13 protein-coding genes are annotated in these 18,305 nt (G+C 72.7%); 4 read left to right on the top strand and 9 right to left on the bottom strand.

Features of this window, described 5'->3' with window-relative positions; genetic code table 11:
- Nucleotides 1-11: 11 nt before the first annotated feature.
- The 9 genes from murG to rsmH form a co-directional block, all read right to left on the bottom strand.
- Nucleotides 12-1,106 (bottom strand): undecaprenyldiphospho-muramoylpentapeptide beta-N-acetylglucosaminyltransferase, encoded by a 1,095-nt coding sequence (gene murG, locus ACH4ZX_RS23440; protein ID WP_398275934.1) that lies wholly within the window; start codon nt 1,104-1,106, stop codon nt 12-14.
- A gap of 6 nt (nt 1,107-1,112) precedes the next feature.
- Nucleotides 1,113-2,477, bottom strand: a complete 1,365-nt coding sequence (gene ftsW / locus ACH4ZX_RS23445; protein ID WP_398275937.1) for a putative lipid II flippase FtsW — start codon at nt 2,475-2,477, stop codon at nt 1,113-1,115.
- A gap of 187 nt (nt 2,478-2,664) precedes the next feature.
- Nucleotides 2,665-4,089, bottom strand: coding sequence for a UDP-N-acetylmuramoyl-L-alanine--D-glutamate ligase (murD, locus tag ACH4ZX_RS23450; RefSeq protein ID WP_398275940.1), 1,425 nt, complete (start codon nt 4,087-4,089; stop codon nt 2,665-2,667).
- A complete protein-coding gene (gene mraY / locus ACH4ZX_RS23455) occupies nt 4,071-5,141 on the bottom strand; it encodes a phospho-N-acetylmuramoyl-pentapeptide-transferase (RefSeq protein ID WP_324783879.1) in 1,071 nt (356 codons plus the stop codon). The genes murD and mraY overlap by 19 nt, the downstream gene beginning before the upstream one ends.
- Nucleotides 5,141-6,556 (bottom strand): UDP-N-acetylmuramoyl-tripeptide--D-alanyl-D-alanine ligase, encoded by a 1,416-nt coding sequence (gene murF / locus ACH4ZX_RS23460; RefSeq protein ID WP_398275943.1) that lies wholly within the window; start codon nt 6,554-6,556, stop codon nt 5,141-5,143. The genes mraY and murF overlap by 1 nt, the downstream gene beginning before the upstream one ends.
- Nucleotides 6,557-6,560: 4 nt before the next feature.
- Nucleotides 6,561-8,081, bottom strand: a complete 1,521-nt coding sequence (locus ACH4ZX_RS23465) for a UDP-N-acetylmuramoyl-L-alanyl-D-glutamate--2,6-diaminopimelate ligase (protein WP_398275946.1) — start codon at nt 8,079-8,081, stop codon at nt 6,561-6,563.
- 161 nt (nt 8,082-8,242) lie between these two features.
- Nucleotides 8,243-10,213, bottom strand: coding sequence for a peptidoglycan D,D-transpeptidase FtsI family protein (locus ACH4ZX_RS23470; protein WP_398275949.1), 1,971 nt, complete (start codon nt 10,211-10,213; stop codon nt 8,243-8,245).
- 5 nt (nt 10,214-10,218) lie between these two features.
- The gene (locus ACH4ZX_RS23475) at nt 10,219-10,842 is read right to left on the bottom strand and encodes a septum formation initiator family protein (protein ID WP_398275952.1); all 624 of its coding nucleotides are present in this window, start codon (nt 10,840-10,842) and stop codon (nt 10,219-10,221) included.
- A 61-nt stretch (nt 10,843-10,903) separates the two neighbouring features.
- Nucleotides 10,904-11,863, bottom strand: a complete 960-nt coding sequence (gene rsmH, locus ACH4ZX_RS23480) for a 16S rRNA (cytosine(1402)-N(4))-methyltransferase RsmH (RefSeq protein ID WP_398275955.1) — start codon at nt 11,861-11,863, stop codon at nt 10,904-10,906.
- Nucleotides 11,864-12,307: 444 nt separating this feature from the next.
- On the opposite strand from rsmH, the gene ACH4ZX_RS23485 reads away from it, so the two are divergent.
- The 4 genes from ACH4ZX_RS23485 to ACH4ZX_RS23500 all read left to right on the top strand — a co-directional run bounded on the left by ACH4ZX_RS23485 (nt 12,308) and on the right by ACH4ZX_RS23500 (nt 17,976).
- On the top strand, nt 12,308-12,853 hold the full coding sequence (locus ACH4ZX_RS23485; RefSeq protein ID WP_360744957.1) for a carbonic anhydrase: 546 nt from the start codon (nt 12,308-12,310) through the stop codon (nt 12,851-12,853).
- A gap of 265 nt (nt 12,854-13,118) precedes the next feature.
- Nucleotides 13,119-14,156, top strand: a complete 1,038-nt coding sequence (locus ACH4ZX_RS23490; RefSeq protein WP_398275958.1) for an AAA family ATPase — start codon at nt 13,119-13,121, stop codon at nt 14,154-14,156.
- Nucleotides 14,156-15,553 carry a DUF58 domain-containing protein gene (locus ACH4ZX_RS23495; RefSeq protein WP_398275961.1) on the top strand — a complete coding sequence of 466 codons (1,398 nt, stop codon included), beginning with the start codon at nt 14,156-14,158 and terminating at the stop codon, nt 15,551-15,553. Before ACH4ZX_RS23490 ends, ACH4ZX_RS23495 begins: the two co-directional genes overlap by 1 nt.
- Nucleotides 15,550-17,976 carry a DUF3488 and DUF4129 domain-containing transglutaminase family protein gene (locus ACH4ZX_RS23500; RefSeq protein WP_398275964.1) on the top strand — a complete coding sequence of 809 codons (2,427 nt, stop codon included), beginning with the start codon at nt 15,550-15,552 and terminating at the stop codon, nt 17,974-17,976. The genes ACH4ZX_RS23495 and ACH4ZX_RS23500 overlap by 4 nt, the downstream gene beginning before the upstream one ends.
- Nucleotides 17,977-18,305 lie beyond the last annotated feature (329 nt).

Raw genomic sequence — 18,305 nt, forward strand, 5'->3', positions numbered from 1 at the left:
TCGCCGGTGTGTCACCGGCGCGGGTGCGAGGCGATCGCCTCGTACACCATGCCGACGAGCAGGTCGTCGGCGTCCCGGCGGCCGAACTCGGCGGCGGCACGGGACATCTCGTACAGCCGGTGCGGGTCGGCGAGCACGGGCAGGACGTTCTCCCGCACCCAGTCGGGCGTCAGTTCCGCGTCGTCGACCAGGAGTCCGCCGCCGGCCTTGACCACCGGCTGGGCGTTCAGCCGCTGTTCGCCGTTGCCGATGGGCAGCGGGACGTAGGCGGCCGGGAGTCCGACGGCGGAGAGCTCGGCGACGGTCATCGCGCCCGCGCGGCAGAGCATCATGTCGGCCGCGGCGTACGCGAGGTCCATCCGGTCCAGATAACTTACCGGGATGTAGGGGGGCATTCCCGGCATCTGCTGTACCTGCGGCAGTTCGTTCTTCGGGCCCACCGCGTGCAGGATCTGGATGCCGGCCTGCTGGAGCCACGGGGCGACCTGCTGGACGACCTCGTTGAGGCGGCGGGCGCCCTGCGAGCCGCCGGAGACCAGCAGCGTGGGCAGGTTGGGGTCGAGGCCGAACAGCGCGCGGGCCTCGGGGCGGGCCGCGGCCCGGTCGAGGGTGGCGATGGAGTGGCGCAGCGGGATGCCGATGTAGCGCGCGTTGCGCAGCTTGCTGTCGGGAGTGGCGACGGCGACCTGGGCCGCGTAGCGCGAGCCGATCTTGTTGGCCAGGCCCGGGCGGGCGTTGGCCTCGTGGATCACGATCGGCACGCCGAGGCGCTTGGCCGCCAGGTAGCCCGGCAGCGCGACATAGCCGCCGAAGCCGACCACGACGTCCGCCTTGGTGCGCTCCAGGATCTGCTCGGTCGCCTTGATGGTGCCGCGCAGCCGGCCCGGGACGGTGATCAGCTCGGGCGTCGGCTTGCGGGGCAGCGGTACGGCGGGGATCAGCGCGAGCTCGTAGCCCCGCTGCGGAACGAGCGTGGTCTCCAGGCCGCGCTCGGTGCCCAGGGCCGTGATCCCCACGGTCGGGTCCTGCCTGCGCAGGGCGTCCGCGAGGGCGAGCGCGGGCTCGATGTGGCCGGCGGTCCCCCCACCGGCGAGTACGACATGCACCGAAATTCACCGCTCTCCGGACGTGCGCGCCGCCGAGGCACGCCGTCGCATCGTGTTCCATCTCCGAGGCCCCCGTGCCGGCACGGCGCCTCCCGCCCGCTTTCTACCAAAGCGAGGTTGCCGCATCGAAAGCGCCGCCCGCGCAGCGGGCTCGTCACGCGCGAACGCGATCAGCAGCCCGATGGCGAACATGGTCGGCAGCAGGGCGGATCCCCCGTAGGAGAACAGCGGGAGGGGGACGCCGGCGATCGGCAGCAGGCCGAGCACCGCACCGATGTTGATCACCGCCTGCGCGATGATCCAGGTGGTCACGCCTCCCGCGGCATACCTGACGAAGGGGTCCTCCGTGCGTCCGGCCACGCGGATACCCGCATAGCCTAGAGCCGCGAAGAGGGCGAGCACCGACAGCGTCCCCGCGAGGCCCAGTTCCTCACCGGTGACGGCGAAGATGAAGTCCGTGTGCGCTTCCGGGAGTTGGCCCCATTTTTCCACACTCGCGCCGAGCCCCGACCCGAAGATTCCACCGGAGGCGAGGGCGTAGATGCCGTGCACGGCCTGCCAGCAGTCGACCGGTCCGGACTGCGGCTCGGTGGCGCCGATGCAGGACAGGCGGGCCATGCGGTTGGGGCTGGTCCTGATCAGGACCAGCCCGATCGCGGTCGCGACCGACAGCACCCCGACGAACAGCCGGGTCGGCGCACCGGCCAGCCACAGCAGGCCGAACAGGATCGCCGTCAGGATGATCGCCGTGCCCATGTCGCCGCCGAGCATGATCAGCCCCAGCAGCAGGAAGGCGACCGGCACGAGCGGCACCAGCATGTGCTTCCACTGCGTCAGCAGCTTCCTGTCCTGTTTGCGGGCGAGCAGGTCGGCGCCCCACAGCACCAGGGCGAGCTTGCCGAACTCGCTGGGCTGGAGCTGGAAGGGGCCGGCGACGGAGATCCAGTTCTGGTTGCCGTTGACCGACATCCCTATCCCCGGGACCTGCACCAGGGCCATCAGGAACACCGCTCCGGCGAGGATCGGGTAGGCCAGCGCCCGGTGCAGGGCGACCGGCATGCGGGAGGCGGCCAGCAGCAGCACTCCGCCGATGACGGCGGCGAGCAGCTGCTTGCGGAAGAAGTACGAGCCCGGCAGGGACATCTGCAACGCGGTGACCTGGGACGCCGAGTAGACCATCACCAGCCCCAGCACCGTGATCAGCATGCTGCCGCCGAGGATCAGGTAGTAGGCGGTCAGCGGCCGGTCCCAGGCGCGCCGGGCCCTGGCGTACAGGCGGCGCACGGGGTTGTCGCGGGGCGGCCGGGAGGCGGCGGGGCGCCGGACGGCCCGCTGGACGGGCGGGCGTCCGCCGGTGCGGCTACCGGGCACGGCGGGCTCCCGGACGGCCGTCGGCGGACCGTGGCGCACGGGTCCCCGCGACGCCCTCCTCCGGCACGCCGGCGGCCGGCCGCCGCCCCGCACCGCCGGCGGGCGACCGCCGGTCCCACCCGGGCCACATCCGAGTCACGCGTCCCTCCAAGGGTCCCGAGGCACCCGCCGTGGCCGAGGCCGGTCGTCAGGTGCCCGCGCCGAGTTCGCGAACCGCCTCCGCGAACGCGTCACCGCGCTTGTTGTAGTTGGCGAACATGTCCATGGAGGCGCAGGCGGGGGCCAGCAGGACCGTGTCGCCCCGGACGGCGAGCCGACCGGCCTCCTGGACAGCCTGGAGCATCGCCCCAGTGTCGGTCCGGTCGAGGTCGACGACGGGTACTTCGGGGGCGTGTCGCGCCAGGGCGTCCCGGATCAGGGCGCGGTCCGCGCCGATGAGCACCACGCCGCGAAGTCGCTTTGCCGACTTGGCGACGAGCTCGTCGAAGGTGGCGCCCTTGGCGAGTCCGCCCGCGATCCAGACGATGGACTCGTACGCCGCCAACGAGGCTTCCGCGGCGTGGGTGTTGGTGGCCTTGGAGTCGTCGACGTAGGCGACCCCGTCCACGTCGGCCACGTGCGCGATGCGGTGGGCGTCCGGCGTGAAGGCCCGCAGGCCGTCCCGTACGGCCCTGGCGGGGACGCCGAAGGCGCGCGCCAGGGCCGCCGCGGCAAGGGCGTTGGCGATGTTGTGCGGGGCCGCCGGGCGGACGTCGGAGACCTCGGCGAGCTCCTGGGCGTTCTTGTGCCGGTTCTCGACGAAGGCGCGGTCGACCAGGATGCCCTCCACGACGCCGAGTTGGGACGGCCCGGGGGTGCCCAGCGTGAAGCCGACCGCCCGGCAGCCCTCCTCGACGTCCGCCGCGCGCACCAGGTCCTCGGTGGCCTTGTCGGCGGCGTTGTAGACGCAGGCGACCCGGTTGCCCTCGTAGACGCGGCCCTTGTCGGCGGCGTACGCCTCCATGGAGCCGTGCCAGTCGAGGTGGTCGGGGGCGAGGTTGAGCACGGCGGCGGAGTGGGCGCGCAGCGAGGGCGCCCAGTGCAGCTGGTAGCTCGACAGCTCCACGGCCAGGACGTCGTACGGCTCGTCGCCGAGCACCGCGTCCAGCAGCGAGACGCCGATGTTGCCGACGGCCGCGGTGCGCAGCCCGGCCGCCTTCAGGATCGACGCCAGCATCTGGACCGTCGTGGTCTTGCCGTTGGTGCCGGTGACCGCGAGCCAGGGGGCGGCGTCCGGCCCGCGCAGCCGCCAGGCCAGCTCGACGTCGCCCCAGATCTCGACGCCGGCCGCGCGGGCCGCGGCGAACAGCGGCTTGTCCGGCTTCCAGCCGGGCGCGGTGACGACGAGCTGCGTGCCGTCGGGCAGGGTCGCGCCGTCACCGAGGCGGACGGTGACGCCGAGCGCCTCCAGCTCCGCGGCCTGCTCACGCGCGCGTGCGTCGTCGCCGTCGTTGACGACGGTGACCTTCGCGCCGAGCCCGTGCAGCACCTTGGCCGCCGGGATGCCGGAGACGCCGAGTCCGGCGACGGTGACGTGCTTGCCCTGCCATTCGGTCACTTGTCCGCTGCCCATCCCGCGTAGAAGAGGCCCAGTCCGACGATGACGCAGATGCCCTGGATGATCCAGAAACGGACCACCACGAGGACTTCGGACCAGCCCTTGAGTTCGAAGTGGTGCTGGAGCGGGGCCATCCGGAAGACGCGCTTGCCGGTGAGCCGGAAGGAGCCGACCTGGATGACCACCGACATGGTGATGAGGACGAACAGGCCGCCCATGATGGCCACCAGCAGCTCCGTGCGGGAGAGGATGGCCAGGCCGGTGAGGACGCCGCCGAGGGCGAGCGAGCCGGTGTCGCCCATGAAGATCTTGGCGGGCGAGGTGTTCCACCACAGGAAGCCCAGGCAGGCGCCCATCAGCGCGGAGGCGACGACGGCCAGGTCCAGCGGGTCGCGCACCTCGTAGCAGGCGCCCGGGTTGGTGAGCGTGGTGGCGTTGGCGCAGGACTCCTGGAACTGCCAGACGCCGATGAACGTGTAGGCGCCGAAGACGAGGACGGAGGCGCCGGTGGCCAGGCCGTCCAGGCCGTCGGTCAGGTTCACGCCGTTGGACATCGCCAGGATCATGAACAGCGCCCAGACGACGAACAGCACCGGGCCGATCGACCAGCCGAAGTCGGTGATGAACGACAGCTTGGTGGACGCCGGGGTGTTGCCGCGCGAGTCGGCGAACATCAGCGACAGCACCGCGAAGGCGATGCCGACGATCAGCTGGCCGGCCATCTTCGCCTTGGCCCGCAGACCCAGCGAACGCCGCTTGACGATCTTGATGTAGTCGTCGAGGAAGCCGACCAGACCCATGCCGAACATCAGCCCGAGGACGAGCAGTCCGGAGTAGGTCGGGGGGTAGCCGGTGATGACCTTGCTCAGGAAGTACGCGGCGATGGTCGCCAGGATGAAGGCGATGCCGCCCATCGTCGGCGTACCGCGCTTGCTGGCGTGCTCGCGCGGGCCGTCGTCGCGGATGTACTGGCCGTACCCCTTGCGGGCCAGCAGCTTGATCAGCAGCGGGGTGCCGATCAGGGTCAGGAAGAGGCCGATGACGCCCGCGAACAGGATCTGCTTCATCATCGGGCGGCGACCTCACCCTCGGTACCGGTCGCGAGCAGCGCCTGGGCGACGCTCTCCAGACCGACCGAACGGGACGCCTTCACGAGTACGACGTCCCCCGGGCGCAACTCGCTGCGCAACAGGTCGACCGCCGCCTGTGCGTCGGACACGTGCACCGACTCCTCACCCCACGAACCCTCGTTATATGCGCCCAGTTGCAGCCAGGACGCTTCCCTGCCCCCGACCGCGACGAGCTTGCTGACGTTGAGCCGGACGGCGAGCCGCCCGACCGCGTCGTGCTCGGCGAGCGCCTCGTCCCCGAGCTCGGCCATCTTGCCGAGCACCGCCCAGGTCCGCCGCCCCCGGCCCATGGCGGCCAGCGCGCGCAGCGCGGCCCGCATGGACTCCGGGTTGGCGTTGTAGGCGTCGTTGACGACGGTCACGCCGTCCGGGCGCTCGGTGACCTCCATCCGCCAGCGGGAGAGGGAGTCCGCCTCGGAGAGCGCGGTGGCGATCTCTTGCGCGGACATGCCCAGCTCATGGGCGACGGCGGCCGCGGCGAGCGCGTTCGACACGTGGTGCTCACCGTACAGGCGCATGGTCACATCGCTTGCACCGGAGGGTGTGCGAAGCCTGAAGGCGGGCTGTCCGCTGTCCGTGAGTCGCACGTTCTCGGCACGCACGTCCGCTTCGTCGGATTCTCCGAAAAAGAGCACCTTCGCCGTGGTTCGGGATGCCATGGCGCGCACGAGGGGGTCGTCGGCGTTGAGGATCGCGGTGCCGCCCTCGTCCGCCGGGGGCAGGCTCTCGACGAGTTCGCCCTTGGCCTGGGCGATCTGCTCGCGGCCGCCGAACTCGCCGATGTGGGCGGTGCCGACGTTGAGCACCAGGCCGACCCTGGGGGGCGTCAGGCCGGTCAGGTACCGGATGTGGCCGATGCCGCGGGCGCCCATCTCGAGCACCAGGAACTTCGTCTCCTCGGTGGCGCTGAGGGCGGTGAGCGGCAGCCCGATCTCGTTGTTGAGCGAGCCCGGGGTGAAGACCGTCGGCGCCTTGCGGCGCAGCACCTGGGCGATCAGGTCCTTGGTGCTGGTCTTGCCGGCGGAGCCGGTGAGGGCCACGAGGGTCGCGCCGAGGCGTCGTACGACGTGCCGCGCGAGGGCGCCGAGGGCCGCCTGGACGTCGTCGACGACGATCGCGGGCACGCCGACGGGGCGCGAGCCCAGCACGGCCACCGCGCCCGCCTCGACGACCTGCCGGGCGAAGTCGTGGCCGTCCGCGCGCTCGCCGACGAAGGCGACGAACAGGCTCCCGGGCCGCACCTCCCTGGAGTCCCGGACGACCGAGGCGGTCACCAGGACGGACGGGTCCGGTATGTCGTGTGTCTGCCCGCCGACGACTTCTGCGATCTCGGCGAGGGAGAGGGCGATCACAAGTTCATCCCTGGGTCTTCTGGATAGCTTCGCGAAGCACCTGGCGGTCGTCGAAGGGACGGACCACCCCGGCGATGTCCTGGCCCTGCTCGTGGCCCTTCCCGGCGACCAGCACCGTGTCGCCCGGCCGGGCGCGGGCGACGGCGGCGGCGATCGCGGCGGCCCGGTCCTCGAAGACCTGGACCTCGCCGCGTTCGTGCGCCGGCACGGACGCCGCGCCCTCGAGCATGGTCGCGAGGATCGCCAGGGGGTCCTCGGAGCGGGGGTTGTCGGAGGTCAGTACGGCGGTGTCGGCGAGCCGGGCCGCCGCGGCGCCCATCGGGGCCCGTTTCGTCCGGTCCCGGTCGCCGCCGCAGCCGAGCACGACGTGCAGCCGGCCCTCGGTGACCTTGCGCAGCGCGCGCAGCACCGATTCGACGGCGTCCGTCTTGTGGGCGTAGTCGACCACCGCGAGGTAGGGCTGCCCGGCGTCCACCCGCTCCAGGCGGCCCGGCACGCCGGGCACGGCGGCGATGCCGTCGGCGGCGGCCTGCGGGTCGAGGCCCGCCGCGGCGAGGGCGACGATCGCGGCGAGGGTGTTGGCCACGTTGAAGGGGCCCGGCAACGGCGACCTGGCACCGATGCGCTCGCCCTGGGGGCCGACCACGGTGAACGTCGAGTCCAGCTGCCCGATCTCGACGTCCTCGGCGCGCCAGTCGGCGTCGGGGTGGCCCTCGGCGGAGTAGGTGACGACCGGGACGCCGGCCTCCTTCGCCAGCCGGCGGCCGTACTCGTCGTCGGTGTTGACGACGCCGAGGCGGCTGCGTTCGGGGGTGAACAGCCGTGCCTTGGCCCGGAAGTAGTCCTCCATGTCGGAGTGGAACTCCATGTGCTCCGGGCTGAGGTTGGTGAACACGCCGATGTCGAAGACGCAGCCGTCGACCCGGCCGAGGACCAGCGCGTGGCTGGAGACCTCCATGGCGACGGCTTCCACGCCGCGTTCCCGCATGACCGCGAACAGCGCCTGCAGGTCGGTCGCTTCGGGCGTGGTGCGCTCGGACTTGATGCGCTCGTCGCCGACGCGCATCTCGACCGTGCCGATCAGGCCGGTCTTCCGCGCGGTCCGCAGGCCGCCTTCGACGAGGTAGGCGGTGGTGGTCTTGCCGGAGGTGCCGGTGATGCCGATCTGGAGCAGGTCGCGGCCCGGGTGGCCGTAGATGGTGGCCGCCAGTTCGCCCATCCGCCCCCGCGGGTCGTCGACGACCAGGACCGGCAGGCCGGTCGCGGCGGAGCGCTCGGCGCCGGCCGGGTCGGTGAGCACGGCGACGGCTCCGAGGCCGGCCGCCTGGGTCACGAAGTCGGCGCCGTGCAGCCGGGCTCCGGGCAGCGCGGCGTAGAGGTCGCCCGGGCGCACGGCTCGTGAGTCGTGGGTGATGCCCGTGACCTCCGCGGTCGTCTCCGGCACGGCGGTACCCAGCTGACCGGCGAGTTCCGCGAGGGGTGTCGCGGTGACCCGCACCGGTCTGGGCGGACCCGGGTATGTCACGGATACGCCCTTCTGGGTGGTTTGGGACTGATCAGCGTGTGGCACGGCGGTGAGCGTACCGGGCGCACCCGGCTGCGGGCGAAGCGAGGGCGTGGGCGGCGTCTGGTTCCCGGGGTCGGGAGTGATCATGGTCACGGAGGGTCCTGGCTGGTCGGCGCTGATCAGGGTGTGAAGCTGACGGGCAGGTTGGCGGGCTTGGTCCCGGTGGGCGGCACCTGGAGGGTCTTCAGCGCGAACTCCATCACCTGCTTGTAGATGGGTCCGCAGATCTGGCCGCCGAAGTAGCTTCCCTCGGTGGCGTTCTGGATGGCGCAGTAGACGGTGACGCGGGGCTTGTCGGCGGGGGCGAATCCGGCGAACGAGGAGGTGTAACCGCGGTACTTGCCGGTGGCCGGATCCACCCGGTTCGCGGTGCCCGTCTTGCCCGCGACGCGGTAGCCGGGGATGCGTGCCTTGGTGCCGGTGCCCTCCTGGTCGTCCACCACCGACTCCAGCATCTCGGCGAGGGTCTTGGCCGTCTTCGCGCTGATGACCCGTGTCTTCGCGGGTTTCGGCGTGGCCTCGAAGCGTCCGTCGGCTCCCTTCGTGCCGCGCACGAGGGTGGGTTCCACGCGTACGCCGCCGTTGGCGATGGTCGAGTAGACGGACGCCGCCTGCATCGCGTTGATCGACACGCCCTGGCCGAAAGGAATCGTGTACTGCTGCGAGGTGGACCACTGGTCCGGCGGCGCGAGGATGCCCTTCGTCTCGCCGGGGAAGTCCAGCCCGGTGTAGCTGCCGAGGCCGAACTTGCGCAGGTACGCGTAGAGGACCTTGTTGGCCTGCCGCTGGGTGCTGCCGAGCTGGCCGGTGGCCAGGATGGTGCCGATGTTGCTGGACTTGGCGAGCACGCCGTTGAGCGTCAGGTTCCACGTCGCGTGGTCGATGTCGTCCTTGAAGAGGCGGTCGCCGCGGTGCAGCCGGTTGGGCACCACGACGTGCGTCAGCGGGGTGGCCACGTTCTCCTCCAGCACGGCGGCCATCGACATCACCTTGGCGGTGGATCCGGGTTCGTAGGCGTCCTGCAGGGCCGCGTTGCCCATGGCGGAGGAGTCGGCCTTCGTCAGGTCGTTGGGGTCGAACCCCGGCGAGTCGGCCATGGCGAGGATCTCGCCGGTGCGGGTGTCCTGGACGATGACGTAGCCGCGGTCGGCCTTGGACTTCTTCACCTGCTCGGTGATGGCGTGCTGCGCGGCCCACTGGATGTCGCGGTCGATGGTGAGCTCGACGTCGGCCCCGGGCACGGCGGGCGTCTCGGTGGAGCCCGCGGTGGGCACCTGACGGCCGCCGGACTGGGCGTAGCGGATCTTGCCGTCCTTGCCGGTGAGCTGCTTGTCGAGCTGCTGCTCGATGCCGCCGCCGCCCTTGCCCGCGGCGTTGACCCAGCCCAGGATCCCGGCGGCGAGGTCGCCGTTGGGGTACACCCGCTTGCTGCTGGGGTCGGAGAAGACGCCGGCGAGGACGTTGACGGTGGAGGCGTCCGTCTCCGACTTCGCGGCGAGCGCCGACTTCAGGTCCTTGATCTGGGTCCACACCTGCGGGGTCTGCCGGCTCGCCAGCAGGACGTACTGCAGCTTCTTGTTCTTCGGGCGCAGCTTCCTGACGAGCGTCCGCTGGTCCTGGCCGAGGATCGGCGCGAGGAGCGCGGCCGCCTGCTCGGGGCCGTCGCCGACCTTCAACTGCTTGCGGGTGAACATCGTGGGGTCGGCGGTGATGTCGTACGCGTCCACGCTGGTGGCGAGGGCCACCCCGTTGCGGTCGGTGATGCCGCCGCGGGCGGCGGCCAGGACGTGGCCCACGTAACGGTTCTGCTCGGCCTTGGCCGCGTACGTGCTCGCGTCGACGGCCTGCACCTGCAACAGCCGGACGGTGAACGCAGTCAGCACCAGGGCCAGGGCGACGCCGACCATGCGCAGGCGGGGGCGGGGATTGCCCAGCTTCAGCGGACGCGGGGCGGTGGCGCGGCCCGGCGCCGGGCGGCGGGCGGGGCGGGCGCCGGGGCCCGGACGGCGCTGGCCGACGACGGGCCGGGGGGAGCGCTCGGGCCGGGCGGGGCCGGGGACCCGGCGGCGCGGCGGTTGCCTGTCGGACACTTCCGTCACCTGCCGGGGCTAGTGGTCGGGGCGGGGGCGGCCGCCGGGACGGAGGTCGCGGCGAGGGCCTCGGGCGGGAGCACGACGCCGGGCGCGCGGGCCGCGGACTGCCGGGCGGCGGCGGAGGGGACGCCCTTCACGGTGCCGTCGGGGCCGAGGAAGACGGGGTCGCCGCCGGGGACCATGCCGAGCTCGCGGGCACGGCGCTGGAGGGCGTCGGGGGCGGAGTAGGAGTCGATGTCCCGCTGGAGCGCCTGCTGCTCGTCGGTGAGGTTCTTGGTGTCCCTCTGCAGGTCGTCGAGTTTGAACGAGCCCTCGCTGATCGCGGAGTTCAGCATCAGCAGCCCGAGCAGGCCGCCGCTGAGGAGGACGACCACGAGCAGGACGAAGGGGGTGCGGGCGGCGTGCCCCTGCGCGGTCGCGCCCGGGATGAGCCGCGCGAGCCGGGCCGCCCGGCCGCGCAGCTCGGGCTTCTTCGCCGTTCTGCCGGGCTCGGGCCTCTTGGCCCCCGGCTCGTCCGGTTCGCGTTTCCCCGGTTCGCGCTTGTTCGCCTCGGGTTTCCGGCGTTCCGGGGTCTTGCGTTCCGGTTTCCTTGCTTCGGGTTTCCTGGGTTCGGGTTTCGTGCTCACGCGCCCTCCAGTGAGTCCGGTTCCCCGCCGTACTCACTCCTCAGGTGTCCCGTGCCCCGGCTCATTCGGCGGCCTCCCGGACCCGCACGGCCCCGCGCAGTCGTGCCGGGGCCGCCCTGCGGTTCTCGGCGACCTCCTCCTCGGTGGGGAGTTCGGCGCCGCGCGTGAGCAGTTCGAGACGGGGCTGGTAGCGCTCCGGGACGACGGGCAGCCCGGGCGGCGCGGTGGAGGCGGCTCCGGCCGCGAACACCTGCTTGACGAGTCGGTCCTCGAGCGAGTGGTACGACAGCACGGCGATCCGTCCGCCGACGTCCAGCGCCTTCACGGCGGCCGGGATCGCCCGCTCCAGGACGGACAGTTCGCCGTTGACCTCGATGCGCAGGGCCTGGAAGGTGCGCTTGGCCGGGTTGCCGCCGGTGCGCTTGGCGGCCTGCGGCAGCGCGTCCCGGATCACCTCCACCAGCCGCGCGCTGGTGGTGAACGGCTCCTTCTCCCGCTCGCGCACCACGGCGGACACGATCCGCTTGGCCTGCTTCTCCTCGCCGTAGGCCCGCAGGATCCGGACGAGTTCGCCCGGCGGGTAGGTGTTCAGGACCTCGGCGGCGCTGATGCCGGTCGTCTGGTCCATGCGCATGTCGAGCGGGGCGTCCTGGGCGTAGGCGAAGCCGCGGTCGGCCTCGTCCAGCTGCATGGAGGAGACGCCGAGGTCGAACAGGACGCCCTGCACCCGCGGGATGCCGAGCCGGCGCAGCACCTCGGGCAGTTCGTCGTACACGGCGTGCACGAGGGTGGCCCGTTCGCCGAACGGGGCCAGCCGCTCGCCGGACAGCCGCAGCGCCTCCTTGTCGCGGTCGAGACCGACGAGCCGAACCTCCGGGAACCGGGTCAGCAGCGCCTCGCTGTGGCCGCCGAGGCCCAGCGTGCAGTCGACGACCACCGCTCCCGGCCGCTGCAGGGCGGGGGCCAACAGGTCCAGGCACCGCTGGAGCATCACCGGGACGTGTCGACTTTGGCTGCTCAAGGGGCCCTCTCAGGTCCGGCGGGGCCGCACGCACCGCCGGGTCCACGCCCTCCCCGGCTGACGCCGGGGACCCCCGCGGGAAGGGGAGGCCCGCCGGCGCCGGAAGCGTCAGCCGACCGGAGAGCGGGAGGAGGCCGAGCCGTACGTACGCGCCGCGCACGTGGGGAGATCTCCGGGTGGTCGCCGGGGTCTCCGGGGTTTCAGTCCAGCAGGGAGAGCCTCGCCTCCCGCTTTCGCGCCACTTTAGTCCACCTGGTCCCACGGTCAATCAACCGGCCTGCGCGTCGCGGTCCGGCGGGCACGCGAAGCGGCGAATCAGCGAAAAGCACCCGCACGGCCGCCCTCCCGTCACCCCTGTGGGCTACCTCACAAGAGGACGTGATGACGCTCTTTTCCCACTCTCACACCGCGACCGGACAGCGGGTGACCAGTACCGTCATGGGTATGACGACTTCTGCATCGGTTCCCGCAAACCCCCAGAGCGCCATAACGGGCGACACCGTCACCAACCGCCTCGTCGAGGCCAACGAGCGGTACGCCGCCGCCTTCACCGACCCCGGGATGGACGCCCGCCCGGTCCTCCAGGTCGCGGTCGTGGCCTGCATGGACGCCCGCCTCGACCTGCACGCCGCGCTCGGCCTGGAGCTGGGCGACTGCCACACCATCCGCAACGCCGGCGGCGTCGTCACCGACGACGTGATCCGCTCCCTCACCATCAGCCAGCGCGCGCTCGGCACGCGCAGCGTGGTCCTCATCCACCACACCGGCTGCGGCCTGGAGTCCCTCACCGAGGAGTTCCGGCACGAGCTGGAGATGGAGGTCGGCCAGCGTCCGGCCTGGGCCGTCGAGGCCTTCCGGGACGTCGACCAGGACGTGCGGCAGTCGATGCAGCGCGTGCGCACCTCGCCGTTCCTGCTGCACACCGGCGACGTGCGCGGCTTCGTCTTCGACGTGAAGACGGGCCTGCTGCGCGAGATCGACCCGTCCTGAGCACCGTTCCCACCCCTCGTCACCGTCCGCCACCGCCGTCGTCGTTCCGTTGCCGATTCCACCCACGGGCTGCCCAAAAGGTCGTAAGACCCGACATATCGAAAGCACTTGTCCACAGGCGAGTGACACGAATCGGTAACGGCAGCAAGAATGCGTGGTGGGGTGTCACACGGAACCATTCACGTGTGGTGTCCGTGTTCCAGGGGTGGGCCGGTCCGCGTCGCGGCGCTTCGGCCCGGAGAAAGAACGGGCCGAGGAGGGCCGGGTGACGACCTATGACGATCGAGCGAGCCTTGGTGATCTGACTTCCACTGTGGAGCGGGTCCGCAGTTCCGTGGAAGGAGTGATCGAGGGCAAGCCCGAGGTCGTACGGCTTTCGCTGACCGTGCTGCTCGCCGAGGGCCATCTGCTCATCGAGGACGTCCCCGGTGTGGGCAAGACGATGCTGGCCAAGGCGCTCGCGCGGTCCATCGACTGTTCGGTGCGGCGTATCCAGTTCACGCCCGACCTGCTGCCCTCGGACATCACCGGCGTGTCCATCTGGGACCAGCAGCGCCGCGACTTCGAGTTCAAGCCGGGCGCCATCTTCGCGCAGATCGTGATCGGCGACGAGATCAACCGCGCCTCGCCGAAGACGCAGTCGGCCCTGCTGGAGTCGATGGAGGAGCGCCAGGTCACCATCGACGGGCAGACCTACGAGCTGCCCAGCCCCTTCATGGTGGTGGCCACCCAGAACCCGGTCGAGATGGAGGGCACCTACCCGCTGCCCGAGGCGCAGCGCGACCGCTTCATGGCCCGGGTCTCGGTGGGCTACCCCAGCGTGGAGGCCGAGCTGCAGATGCTCGACGTGCACGGCGGGGTGTCCCCCCTGGAGGACCTGCAGCCGGTGGCGCACGCGCACGACATCGTGAAGCTGATCGAGGCCGTCCGCGGCGTGCACGTCGCCGAAACGGTCCGGCGGTACGCGGTGGACCTGGTCGCCGCCACCCGCACCCACCCCGACCTCAGACTCGGCGCCTCCCCGCGCGCGACGCTGCACCTGCTGCGCGCGGCCAAGGCGTCCGCCGCCCTCGGCGGGCGGGCGTACGCGCTGCCGGACGACGTGCAGGCGCTCGCCGTCGCCGTACTGGCCCACCGTCTGCTGCCCACCGCCCAGGCACAGCTCAACCGCCGCACCGCGGAGCAGGTCGTCCAGGAGATCCTGCAGCGCACGCCCGTGCCCGCGGCGCCCCAGCAGCAGAACGGCTTCGGCGGTCTCGGCCACGGCCCGGCCTACGGCCAGCAGCCGCCGCGGAGGCTGTGATGACCACCGGCCAGGCCGGGAACCAGGAGGCCGACCGCGGCGAGAAGGGCGGCGTCCGGGCCGCCCTGGCGGGCCTGACCACCCGCGGGCGCTCCTTCCTGGCGGCCGGTGTCGCGGCCGCCGTCTGCGCCTACGTGCTCGGGCAGAGCGACCTGCTGCGGGTCGGTCTGCTGCTCGCCACGCTGCCCCTGGTCTGCACGCTGGTCCTCTACCGCACCCGCTACCGGGTGGCCGGCAGCCGGCGCCTGTCCCCCGAGCGTGTGCCCGCAGGCAGCGAGGCCCGCGTCCACCTGCGCATGGACAACGTCTCGCGGCTGCCGACGGGCCTGCTGATGCTCCAGGACCGGGTGCCGTACGTGCTCGGCCCGCGGCCCCGCTTCGTGCTCGACCGGGTCGAACCGGGCGGCCGCCGCGAGGTCTCCTACCGCGTCCGCTCCGACCTGCGCGGCCGTTACCCGCTGGGCCCGCTGCAGCTGCGCCTGACCGACCCGTTCGGCATGTGCGAGCTGACCCGGTCGTTCTCGACGTACGACACCCTGACGGTGATCCCGCGGGTGGAGGCGCTGTCGCCGGTGCGGCTGAGCGGCGAGTCCAAGGGGTACGGCGACGGGCGGCAGCGCTCACTGGCCCTGGCGGGCGAGGACGACGTCATCCCGCGCGGCTACCGCCACGGCGACGACCTGCGCCGCGTCCACTGGCGCTCCACCGCCCGCTACGGGGAGCTGATGGTGCGCCGCGAGGAGCAGCCCCAGCGCGCCCGCTGCACGGTCCTCCTCGACACCCGGGGCCTGGCCTTCCGCGGCGCGGGCCCGGACTCGGCCTTCGAGTGGGCCGTCTCGGCCACGGCGTCCGTCCTGGTGCACATGCTGGAGCGGGGGTTCTCGGTGCGCCTGCTGACCGACACCGGCAACTCGGTGCCCGGGGAGGGCGCCGACGGGTTCGCCGGCGCGAGCCAGGAGACGGCCGACGCGGCCGGGATGATGATGGACACCCTCGCGGTGATCGACCACTCGGACGGCACGGGCCTGTCGCGGGCGTACGAGGTGCTGCGCGGCGGGAACGAGGGGCTGCTGGTGGCCTTCTTCGGCGACCTCGACGAGGAGCAGGCCACGGTGGCGGCCAAGATGCGCCGGCGCAGCGGAGGCGCTCTCGCGTTCGTGCTGGACAGCGGCTCGTGGGTGCGGGAGGCGACCGACGTGCCCGGGGCGTCGGACCGGAGCGGGGAGCGGCTGCGGATGCTGCGGGAGGCGGGCTGGACGGCGCTGGGCGTGCCGCGCGGCGCCTCGCTGGACGCGCTGTGGCGGCAGGCGGACCGTGAGCGCACGGGCCTGGCCGCGGCGGGCGGGACGAGCCCGCAGGGGGCGGGCGGGACAAGCACGGAGGGGGCGGGTTCATGAGCGGGCGGGCACGACTGGCGCTGTGCGCCTGGGCGGCCACGCTGATGGCGTCGTGCGCCCTGCTGCCCCTGGTCGACCCGGCCACCTGGATCCTTCAGGCGGCCGTCCTCCTGGCGGTGCAGACGGGCGTGGGCGCGGCGACCCGGCGGGTGCCGCTGGCCCGGCCGCTGACGATCGCGGCGCAGGCGCTGGTGACGCTGATGCTGCTGACCCTGGTCTTCGCACGCGCGCAGGCCGTGGCCGGCTTCGTCCCGGGTCCGGAGGCCTTCCGCCACTTCGCCGAACTGCTGCGGCAGGGCGCCGACGACATCGCGCGCTACGCCGTCCCGGCGCCGCTGACGTCCGCCGGCATACGGCTGATGCTGATCGGCGGGGTCCTGGTGATCGGCCTCGCGGTGGACACCGTCGCGGTGACGTTCCGCAGCGCCGCCCCGGCCGGACTGCCGCTGCTGGCGCTGTACTCGGTGGCCGCGGGTCTGTCCGACGGCGGCGCCGACTGGCTGTGGTTCCTCGTCGCCGCCGCGGGCTACCTGATGCTGCTGCTGGCCGAGGGCCGGGACCGGCTCTCGCAGTGGGGCCGCGTCTTCGCCACCGTGCCGCGCACGCCCGGCCGGGACAGCGGCGCGGTGGCGCCGGTCCGCACCGGACGGCGCATCGGCGCGGTCGCACTGGGCATCGCCCTCGCGGTGCCGCTGGCCCTGCCCGCGATGAACGGCGGTCTGCTGGACGGCGCCGGCACGGGTGTGGGCGCCGGCAGCGGGAGCGGCGGGACGATCTCCGCGGTGAACCCGCTGGTGTCGCTGCGCGACAGCCTGAACGTGGACTCGGACCGACAGGTCCTGTCCCTGAAGACCGACAGCGACGACATCTCGAACCTGTACCTGCGGATCGTCTCCCTCGACGACTTCGACGGCAGCACGTGGAAGCCGGCCAAGCGGCACATCGAGGGTGTGCCGGACGAGTTCCCGACGCCGGCCGGCCTGGGCGCGGACGTCCGGCGCACGCAGATCCGGACCCGTATCACGGCGGCCGACTGGTACGCACAGGACTGGCTGCCGATGCCCTACCCGCCCAGCGGTGTGGAGATCGACGGCAGGTGGCGCTACGAACCGGTCGGCATGACCCTGGTCGGCGACCACGGCCAGACCACCCGGGGCAAGACCTACCTGGTCAAGAGCCTGAACGTGGAGCCGACGGCGCAGCAGCTGGCCGAGGCGCCCGAACCGGCCGCGGAGCTGAAGCGCGAGTACACCAGGCTGCCGGACTCCGTGCCCGCGGTGGTCGCCCGGACCGCCCGCGAGGTCACCGACGGTGCGACGAGCCACTACGAGCAGGCGGTCAGGCTCCAGGACTACTTCGCCGTGACCGGCGGTTTCGACTACGACACCCGGGTGCAGGTCGGCACCGGGCCGCAGGCGATAGCCCGCTTCCTGAAGGACAGGGAGGGCTTCTGCGTCCACTTCTCCTTCGCGATGGCGGCGATGGCCCGCAGCCTGGGCATACCGGCCCGGGTCGCGGTGGGCTTCGCGCCGGGGACGCCGCAGGCGGACGGCTCGGTGTCGGTGGGGCTGAAGGACGCCCACGCCTGGCCCGAGCTGTACTTCGAGGGCGTGGGCTGGACCCGCTTCGAGCCGACCCCGAACCGGGGCTCGACTCCCTCGTACACGCAGACGGACACGCCGGGCAACAGTCTCCCCGACGTGGCGCGGCCCTCGCAGTCGGCGGGCGCGTCCGTGTCGGCGGAGCCTTCGGCGAGCGCAGGCTGCGGGGCGGAGGACAAGAAGCTGGAGGCGTGCAGCAGCGCGCTGCCGGCGGGGCCGGCGCAGAAGGACGACGCCGGCCCGCCCTGGTACCAGATCGGCGGCTGGGCCCTGCTGGGCCTGCTGGCGGTCGCCGTGCCGCTGCTGCCCGTGGTCTGGCGGCTGCGACGGCGCTCGGTGCGGCTGGCGTCCGCCCAGCACGCCGCGTCGGGCGGCGTCGAGCCGGATGCCGGGTACGCGGCGGAGGCGGCCGCGGGCCATGTCCTGGCCGTCTGGCGGGAGCTCGTCGACACGGCCTGGGACTACGGCATCGTGCCGGACGACGCGCTGACCCCGCGCAAGGCGGCCGCGCGGATCGTACGGCTCGGACAGCTGGACCCGACGGCGGCGGAGTCGGTGCACCGGGTCGCGGGCGCCGTGGAGCAGGTCCTGTTCGCTCCCCGCCCGCAGGCCGTGCCGGGCCTTCCCGACGCCGTCCACCGCATGCGCGCGGCACTGCGCTCCCGGGCCGACCGCACCACGCGGGTACGGGCGGTGATCGCACCCCGCTCGGCCGTCCGCGCCCTGTGGGAACTCACCGACCGATGGACGGCCCTGAAGACCCGCACCGCCGAACGCTGGTCCACCTTGACCCACCGCCTCTCAGGCCAACACACCAACTGACCACCAACACCCCGGCCACCGCCCCGGCAGACCCCGACTCGCAGACGCCGGGGCAGCAGGCGTCCGACCGCCGACGCTGAACCGCTGGCGCCGGGCCACGAACACCCGAGCCGCAGGCGCCGCATCGCGGACGCCGACTCGCAGACGCCGGGGCAGCAGGCGCCCGACCGCCGACGCCGGACCGCCGGCGCCAGCCACGGACACCCGGGCCGCAGGCACCAGGCCACGGCCACCGAGCCGCAGGCGCCGCATCACGGGCGGCGGGCCGGCAGACGTCCGGGCCGCGGACGCAGATCGCGGGCAGCAGGCCGAAGCGCACCGGCCTGCGG

The organism is Streptomyces sp. NPDC020490, assembly GCF_044335305.1.
GTDB lineage: Bacteria > Actinomycetota > Actinomycetes > Streptomycetales > Streptomycetaceae > Streptomyces.

What these genes read in the sequence shown, in the direction of transcription:
- mraY (WP_324783879.1), bottom strand. Translation starts at nt 5,141, where the DNA reads ATGAAGCAGATCCTGTTCGCGGGCGTCATCGGCCTCTTCCTGACCCTG.
- ACH4ZX_RS23500 (WP_398275964.1), top strand. Translation starts at nt 15,550, where the DNA reads ATGAGCGGGCGGGCACGACTGGCGCTGTGCGCCTGGGCGGCCACGCTG.
- ACH4ZX_RS23495 (WP_398275961.1), top strand. Translation starts at nt 14,156, where the DNA reads ATGACCACCGGCCAGGCCGGGAACCAGGAGGCCGACCGCGGCGAGAAG.
- murD (WP_398275940.1), bottom strand. Translation starts at nt 4,089, where the DNA reads ATGGGCAGCGGACAAGTGACCGAATGGCAGGGCAAGCACGTCACCGTC.
- ACH4ZX_RS23485 (WP_360744957.1), top strand. Translation starts at nt 12,308, where the DNA reads ATGACGACTTCTGCATCGGTTCCCGCAAACCCCCAGAGCGCCATAACG.